The organism is Mycobacterium sp. E1386, assembly GCF_001672745.1.
Lineage (GTDB): Bacteria > Actinomycetota > Actinomycetes > Mycobacteriales > Mycobacteriaceae > Mycobacterium.
In genome coordinates, this window is sequence record NZ_LZKH01000252.1 from 1 (window position 1) to 7,322 (window position 7,322).

The following is a 7,322-nucleotide window of genomic DNA, read 5'->3' on the forward strand; positions in this document are numbered from 1 at the left end:
GGTCTGAGCGGTCTTCGCCCGCAGCACCGGATCATCGGATCGCTATGAGCTGCAACGGATTCGGCGACATCGGCGCTCGAGTCGCTTGGATGGTCACCCCTCGTATGTCGACCATCACAGCGCCCTGCGCAGCGCCGACGTCGCCAACCGCTATAAGTACTGTTGGACCGCGGCGATGAGAGCTGCTCGGAGCAACATGCTCCCAAACCCCTTTCTCGAAGTTTGGTGACGTCGCCCGATTCGTCGATCGGAGCGTATGCCGCGCGGCGGTTGATCACACCGGAATTTGGAAAAATTGGTTACGACTCGGCGAGCTTCCTGAGGCGTTTCAAGGTTTCGGCGAGCGTGCGTCCCACCTGGCGCACGGCGATCCGGTCGGCGATGTATCCGAGCAGCCCGCCCGGCGCCTGGTACGACAGGCGGAAGGTCACCTTCGTTCGGCCGTCGTGCGCGTCGCGCAGCCGGATCCGCCCACGCAGGGTGATGCCGGTGAGACCCACGAACGCCAGGTCGCGGTCGTCATCGAATTCGACCACTTCGATGAGTCCGCCGACGGGGACGGAGCCGATCTTCCAGTGGACCGTGTAGCGCGCGCCGACGCCGGCCGCCTTGTCGTTCGAGGACTCCCAGCGCTCCAGGTTCGTCATGAACGACGGGTAACAGTCCGGGTCGCTGACGATCTTCCAGACCGCGGAACGGTCGGCGTTGATGACGCAACGGCGTTCGACGCGCATCAGCCGATCACCGGGAATCGCCGCTCGGCGGCCAGCCGGTCGACGCCGCCCTGCAGGCTGGCCATCACCTTGTCGTGCACCGCTTGGTCGTCGCCATCGACCTCGATCGGGTGCTGGACCTCGATCACGATCTTGGTGGGCAACGGAATGTGGCCGGCCAGGTCGCTGATGTTGAGACCCCACGGCAGTGCCAGCGATATCGGGACGCTCTTGAGCCGAAGCAACCTATCGGCCATCAGCAGCTTGGCCAACCACTGCCCGCGGTTGAGGAACAACGCGCTTTCCTGCCCGCCGACGCTGGCGACGGGGACGATCGGTACTCCGGCCTCCCGGGCCAGCTTCACATAGCCCATGCGCCCGCCGAAGTCGACCTTGTGGCGTTCCCACGAGGGCCGGAACACCTCGTAGTCGCCGCCGGGGTAGACCAGCAGAGCTGCGCCGGAATCCAATGCGAGACGGGCATTTTCGGGGTTCGCGGCGACGGTGCCGAATTTGCGCAGCCAGCCCAGCGGCGGTGCGGACACCACCAGGTTGTGGGCCAACTGGTAGAAGGGCCGCTCGACGCCGAAATAGGAGCAGAAGGCGAGCGTGAACACGAAAGTGTCGGGCGGCACGTTGCCGCCGCTGTGGTTGCCGACCAGCAGCACCGGCCCCTCGGCCGGAATGCGATCCATGCCGCGCACATCCGCCCGGAAGTAGAACGACGCCAGCAGCCACGTGCCCGGGAGCTGGTCGCGGATGTAGTCCGGGTCGCGCTGGTCGAGGTCCGCCTTGGGCACCCACGACACCACCTTGTCGCGGGCCCACTCCAAGACGCCCTTCGCGGTCGCCATAACCGCCCGTATACCCCGGCTTCACCGGGGGTCAAACGCGGTAGAGACCTGCGGCGTTATCGTGAGCGATCAGGTCGACAACCCGGATGGCGTCGCGCTCGCTCCAGTCGTCGTTGGCCACAAATTCCCGCAATACGCGATGAATGCCGGTGCGCCACAGGGCCGCACCGAGGAAATGGAGTTCCGCCGGACCGAACCCGTCCGAGGAGTAAAGGATCTTGTCGAACGGCGCCAGCTCCAGCAGCCGGGCGATGAACGCCACCGACCGGGCGCCCAGCTGGTTCACGCTCAGCCCGCCGTCGAGATAGACGTTGTTGAAGGCCTGCGCCAGGTATCCGGCCTCCCGCTCGTAGGGGTAGCAGTGCAAGAGGACGATCGGGGTCTCCCCTGACTGGCGCAGGAAGTCGAGCAACAGCAGCGGGTTGGTTTTGTGCAGATCGCAGTCGCGGTCGCCGAGGCCGACGTGGAATTGCAGGGGTTTGCCCAGCCGCAGCGCCTGATGCAGCCCGAACCGCAGCAGCACCCGATCCTGTAACCGGGTGCCGCCGCTGTCGCGCCACCGGCCGGCGGCCTCCGCGACCTGCGACGGCGACGGCTCGCTCAGGTCGCCGTCGAATCCGCCCCGGTAGGCCAGGATCGACTTGGTGCCGACCGCCGTCGCCGCGCGCCCACGCAGGATGTCCTCGAAAGCCGCCGCGTAGTCGCCCGGCGCCCGCGCGGCTTGTTCGGCGATCTGCTCGAGCCGAATTACCTCATATGCGCGGCCGCCGGAAAGTTCGGCCATGCCGGCCGTGCCGGCGGTTCCCGCGTCGATGCCGGTGTCCACCAGCCAGTCGCTCACTCCTGCGGCCGATAGGAACATGCGGGCCAGCTCGGCCTCGCTGAGCTGACTGCGGCGATCCCAATACGATTGTGGGTCAACGTGTTTGGCCAGTCCGAGGATTGGGCCGCAGTGCGCGCGTAGCGCGAAGCCGAGTTGCGAGTCGAACCCCGAGCCCACGATGGGTTCGGTGTTGGCCTCGTTGAGCGCGTTCTCGAACCGTTGCCGATCACCCGCCGTCAACCAGCAACCGTGGACATGTTGATCGATCAGTCGCACGTCACCGATGTGCTGTGCCAGGGCGTCCGACGTCATCGCGTGCGCCGTCACAGGCTCCAGGCCATCCGGAATTTGTCGGCCAGTTGCTCGGTGTCGAGATCGCCGTACCGCTCGTGCTCCAGGCGGCGGACGGCGACCACCATGTCGACCGCCGGGTCGCCCAGAATATCGCGCAGCAGCTCGGAATCATCCAGTGCCGCAATCACTTCGGCCTGTTCCCTGGCGAGGTTGGCGACGTCGTCGCGCTCACGGTCGGAATCGGACAGGGCCGCCGGGTCGACGGTGATCTCCGGTGGCAACGCCGCTTGACGCTTGATCCCGTCAAGCGCCAGCCCCAGGATCGCCGCCGATGCCAGGTACGGGTTGGCGGAGGGGTCGACGATTTTGACTTCGACGTTCCCGCCGCGCGGATTGGCGGGCCCGCCGGTGATGAACCGCACGGCCGCCTCGCGGTTCTCGGTCCCCCAGCACGCGTACGCGCCGGCCCAGTTGCCCGGGCGCATCCGCACGCCGGACACGATCGACCCGCACAACACGCCTTGCGCCGCCGGCAGTCCGCCGACCAGCCCCGCCACCGCGCTCTCCCCCGCCGCCGTCATGCCGTGGGCGCCGTCGCCGTCGGAGAACAGCGGACCTTCCGGCGTTGTCAGCGAGAAATGTTGGTGGGCGCCCGATCCCACGCCGTCCGCGAAGGGCGCGGGTGACAGGCTGATGCGAACCCCGTGGCGGCGGGCCACCCGCCCGACGACGAGCCGCAGCAGCACCAGCTGGTCGGCGGCGGCCACCGGGGATTGTGGCGCCAGGGAGAGTTCGAACTGGTTGGCGCCGTACTCGGGGTGAAACTGCTCGATCGCGAGTCCCGCCGCCGCCGCCGACCGGGTGACGTCCCGGACGAACGCTTCATGCTCGAGGATGCCGGCGAGGCCGTACTGCGCCCACAACGCCGACGGGAGGCGGCCGCCGTCGGGGGCGACCAACAGGAATTCCACCTCGTGCCCGATCACCGCCTCGATCCCGGCTTCGCCGAGCGCGGCTTCGACCCGGCCCAGCGTGCCGCGAGCGCAGGCGGGAACGGGCGCGCCGTCCTGGGAGAAGAACGCGGCCGGCGCCCACGCCAGCCCGTCGCCGACGATGCGCAGGGCCGACACGTCGATGCGCAGGCGCTGGTCCCCGATGACACCGACATCGGGCGTGAAGGCGATCCCGCTCTGGTCGATCGCGAAGGCGTGCCACGACGGGCTGGCGCCGAGACCGGGATCGGCGAACGCGTTGGTCCGCCGGATCGGAACCGTCTTGGCCAGGGTGAGGCCGGCGGGATTCACGACGGTGCCGACGACGGCGTCGACGCCCTCGGCCTCCAGCTGGGCGATCCGCGCGGCGGCAAGCGGTGTGCCGGTCATGGCAGTCATTGTGCAGCCTCGAGATGCCTGGGCTGCCGGATTCAGTTCTGGCGGGCGATCAGTTCGGTGACGAACCGATCGAGGAAGCCGTCGATGGGACCGCCGCCCACCGGCCGGATGACGAATTTCGTCAACCCCGCATCGATGTAGGCGTCGAGCTGCCGGTGCAGGCGATCCCATCCGGCGGCGATCAGGTCGGCGGGGTCGACGTCGGGGCGACGCTTCCGGGCCGCCGCGGCCACCTCAGCGGGCAAGTCGCCTTCTGCGACCGCCAACGAGATCCCGAAGTGGTCGGGGCCGATCTGCCGGCCCGCTTGCGCTGCGGCGCGTTCGATCGCCTCACGGCCCGCTCGCGCCTCTTCGGGGGTCAGGAAACTGCCCAGCCAGCCGTCCCCCAGCGCGCCGATGCGCCGAAAGGCTCCGGGCGCCGAGCCGGCCAGCCAGATATCCAGCGGCGGAGTCGGCCTGGGCAGGACGGAAGCCCCGTTGACCGTGAAATACCGTCCGGTGTAGCTGGCCGAATCCTCGGCCAGCGCCGAACGCAGCACCCGCAGCGACTCGTCGAACACCGCGGCCCGCTCCCCGTCGGGGACCACGAACACCTCGCGTTCGGCCGGAATCGCCGACCGCAGACCGAAGACGGGAAGGACCCGCTTCGGCGCGACTGCCGCCAACGACGCCAATTGTTTGGCGACCAGGACCGGATGCCGCCCGGGAAGAACAGCCACCGAGGTGCCGACCTTCAGCCGGGTCGTCCTGGCGAGGGCGTAGGCCATGCCGACCACCGGATCGACCGCCGGGGAGTAGACCAGCTCCGAGAACCACAGCGAATCCACCCCGCTGGACTCCAGCCGATCCACGATGGGAGCCAGCCGATCCGGAGCGGTATCCGCACCCAATCCAACGCCGAAGCGAATCTTCACGCGTAGGGCAACGCAGGGGTGTCGCGATTTGTGCCCGCGAAACATAAACCGCTGCGACGTCTTCCGGCGTGTCGTCGCGGCCGTTTATGTGTCGTGGTTCGTTAAGCCCGGCTGGGAATGGTCAGTTTGCAGGCTTGGCCGATGTCGAGGGTCCGCAACACGCGACCCATGCCGACCCACAGCGCGCACGACAGGGCCAGATCGGCCAGCAGCTCGTCGGAGAAATGCTCGGAGCAACGGCTCCAGAAGTCCTCGTCGTCGCGCAGGGCGGTGTGATCGCTGGCGAACCGGTCCGCGAACTCGGCGGCCAGCCGCTCCTGTTCGCTGTAGCCGGGCCACGTGCGCCACTCCTGGGCGTGGTCGTACAACTCCTCGTCGACGCCGGCGGCGGGCCCGTCCTCGTCGCGGGTGTTGACGCAGACGACGCATTCGTTGCGGTGGGCGATCACCGCGCGGGCCAGTTCGCGGGTGCGCAGCGGTAACCGGTTCTTGGTGTAGACCGCGTTGCTGAAGCCGCCGAGTGCGGCGCCGATGTCAGGAGACTTCACAAACCAGCCGGCCAGGTCGTCGTCGGCAAATGTTCCGATTCGGCTCATGGCGTGATGGTACGCCCGCGGCGCCCGTTTCAGGGTGTGGGCACCGGGATCTTCGTGGTGGGACGGTCGTCGTTCCAGTCCCGTTGCGCGAGAACGCGGCCCGCGACTCGATTCAGCGCCGCTTCGACCACGCGGCGATCCGGTCGTCCGTCGAATCCCGGTGACCGGGCGAGCTTGTCGACCAGCCAGCCCACCAGAAGCGAGTGCACGTAGTCCACCTGCTGGGCCCCCGCGGGTGTCAGCCACATCTGGTTGCCGTCGCCCCGGGCGTATCCGGTCGCGATCAGGCGCGCGAAGGTGGGCTCCAAGACCTCGAACGGTATCCGTAGGTAGTCGGCGATGTCGGTGAGCCGGGCCGTCCCATATATCTGGCCGTAGCGGTTGATGCGCAGGACGCCCCACAATCCGGCCACGTCGAGTCGGCAGTCGGGTCGCATGGCGATGCTGCGTAATCGCATGCCCGGCACACCGCGCAGCATGCGTTCGACCGCGTTCTCCAGCATCTGATCCGGTGTCTCGGTGTTCGGCATGCCGAACGCATCGCCGAGATCGATTGTGCTGTCGTGCATTTCTCGTAGGGGTACCTCACGGAGGAACAACGCGAGGACGAACCCGACCAGCGCGACCGGAACCGCCCAGAGAAACACTTGGGTGAGCGACTCGGCGTAGGCGGCGACGATCGGCGCGGCCGCCTGGCGCGGCAACCGGTGCAACGCCTCCGGCGACGCTGCGGCCGCGGCGGGCGCGCGGCTGGCCACCATCGCCGGGCCGATCCGGCTGTGCAGGAAGTTCGTGAACAGTGAACCGAAGATGGCGGCGCCGAACGAGCTGCCGATCGTGCGGAAAAAGGTGACGCCGGAGGTCGCGACGCCGAGGTCGTCGAAGTCCACGGTGTTCTGCACGATCAGGACAAGCGTCTGCATGCACATCCCGATCCCGGCGCCGAGGATGACGAGGAACAGGGATTGCACCAAAACCGATGTCGACGGGTCCATCCGCGACATCAGAAAGAACGCCACCGCCATGACGGCGGTGCCGGCGACGGGAAAGACTTTGTATCTGCCCGTGCGGCCGACGATGACACCACTGCCCATCGAGGTGGTCAGCATCCCGATCACCATCGGCAGCGTGCGCAGGCCCGACGTGGTGGCCGAGACGCCGTCGACGAACTGCATGTACGTCGGCAGGAATGTCAGGGCGCCCAGCATCGCGAAACCGACCACGAAGGACAGGACGCAGCACACCGTGAACACCGGACTGCCGAACAGCCGGGTCGGCAGAATCGGCGCGGCGGCGCGGCTTTCCACCCAGGCGAAGACGCACAGCGCGATCGCCGAGCCGACGAACAGGCCGATGATCGTGGGCGATCCCCACGGGTAGGTGGTCCCGCCCCAGCTGGTGGCCAGCGTCAGCCCGGTGGCGCCCAGGCCGACGAACAGGATGCCCGCGTAGTCGATGACCGGTTTGGTGCGGTTGGACAGCGCCGGGATGGCGGCGGCCGCAACGAAGAAGACCACGACCGAGATCGGCACGTTGATCCAGAACGCCCAGCGCCAGGTGAAGTGGTCGGTGAAGTAGCCGCCGAGCAAGGGACCGATCACGGTGGTGACGCCGAATACCGCGCCCATCGCGCCCTGATAGCGGCCACGGTCCCGCAGCGGGATCACCTCGCCGATCAGCGCCATCGCGGTCACCATCAGCCCGCCGCCGCCGATGCCCTGCAGCGCGCGTGACGCG

At 68.1% G+C, this 7,322-nt stretch carries 7 protein-coding genes; all 7 read right to left on the reverse strand.

Annotated elements, in window-relative coordinates; translation table 11 throughout:
- Positions 1 to 299: 299 nt before the first annotated feature.
- Positions 300 to 734, reverse strand: coding sequence for an SRPBCC family protein (locus A5709_RS25395; RefSeq protein WP_067944098.1), 435 nt, complete (start codon positions 732 to 734; stop codon positions 300 to 302).
- Entirely contained in the window at positions 734 to 1,567 is an 834-nt protein-coding gene (locus tag A5709_RS25400; RefSeq protein ID WP_067944099.1) for a lysophospholipid acyltransferase family protein, read from the reverse strand. Before A5709_RS25400 ends, A5709_RS25395 begins: the two co-directional genes overlap by 1 nt.
- Before the next feature lie 31 nt (positions 1,568 to 1,598).
- Entirely contained in the window at positions 1,599 to 2,702 is a 1,104-nt protein-coding gene (locus A5709_RS25405; protein WP_068123417.1) for an amidohydrolase family protein, read from the reverse strand.
- A gap of 11 nt (positions 2,703 to 2,713) precedes the next feature.
- A complete protein-coding gene (locus A5709_RS25410) occupies positions 2,714 to 4,066 on the reverse strand; it encodes a glutamine synthetase family protein (protein WP_068123420.1) in 1,353 nt (450 codons plus the stop codon).
- A gap of 41 nt (positions 4,067 to 4,107) precedes the next feature.
- A complete protein-coding gene (locus A5709_RS25415; protein WP_068123414.1) occupies positions 4,108 to 4,989 on the reverse strand; it encodes a TIGR03854 family LLM class F420-dependent oxidoreductase in 882 nt (293 codons plus the stop codon).
- 101 nt (positions 4,990 to 5,090) lie between these two features.
- On the reverse strand, positions 5,091 to 5,585 hold the full coding sequence (locus A5709_RS25420) for a carboxymuconolactone decarboxylase family protein (protein WP_067944103.1): 495 nt from the start codon (positions 5,583 to 5,585) through the stop codon (positions 5,091 to 5,093).
- Positions 5,586 to 5,614: 29 nt separating this feature from the next.
- Positions 5,615 to 7,322 (reverse strand): MFS transporter (locus A5709_RS25425; RefSeq protein WP_067944104.1); only part of this gene is annotated, 1,708 nt, incomplete at its 5' end.

Coding starts and splice junctions, on each gene's coding strand:
- A5709_RS25395 (WP_067944098.1), bottom strand. CDS start 734: ATGCGCGTCGAACGCCGTTGCGTCATCAACGCCGACCGTTCCGCGGTC.
- A5709_RS25400 (WP_067944099.1), bottom strand. CDS start 1,567: ATGGCGACCGCGAAGGGCGTCTTGGAGTGGGCCCGCGACAAGGTGGTG.
- A5709_RS25405 (WP_068123417.1), bottom strand. CDS start 2,702: ATGACGTCGGACGCCCTGGCACAGCACATCGGTGACGTGCGACTGATC.
- A5709_RS25410 (WP_068123420.1), bottom strand. CDS start 4,066: ATGACCGGCACACCGCTTGCCGCCGCGCGGATCGCCCAGCTGGAGGCC.
- A5709_RS25420 (WP_067944103.1), bottom strand. CDS start 5,585: ATGAGCCGAATCGGAACATTTGCCGACGACGACCTGGCCGGCTGGTTT.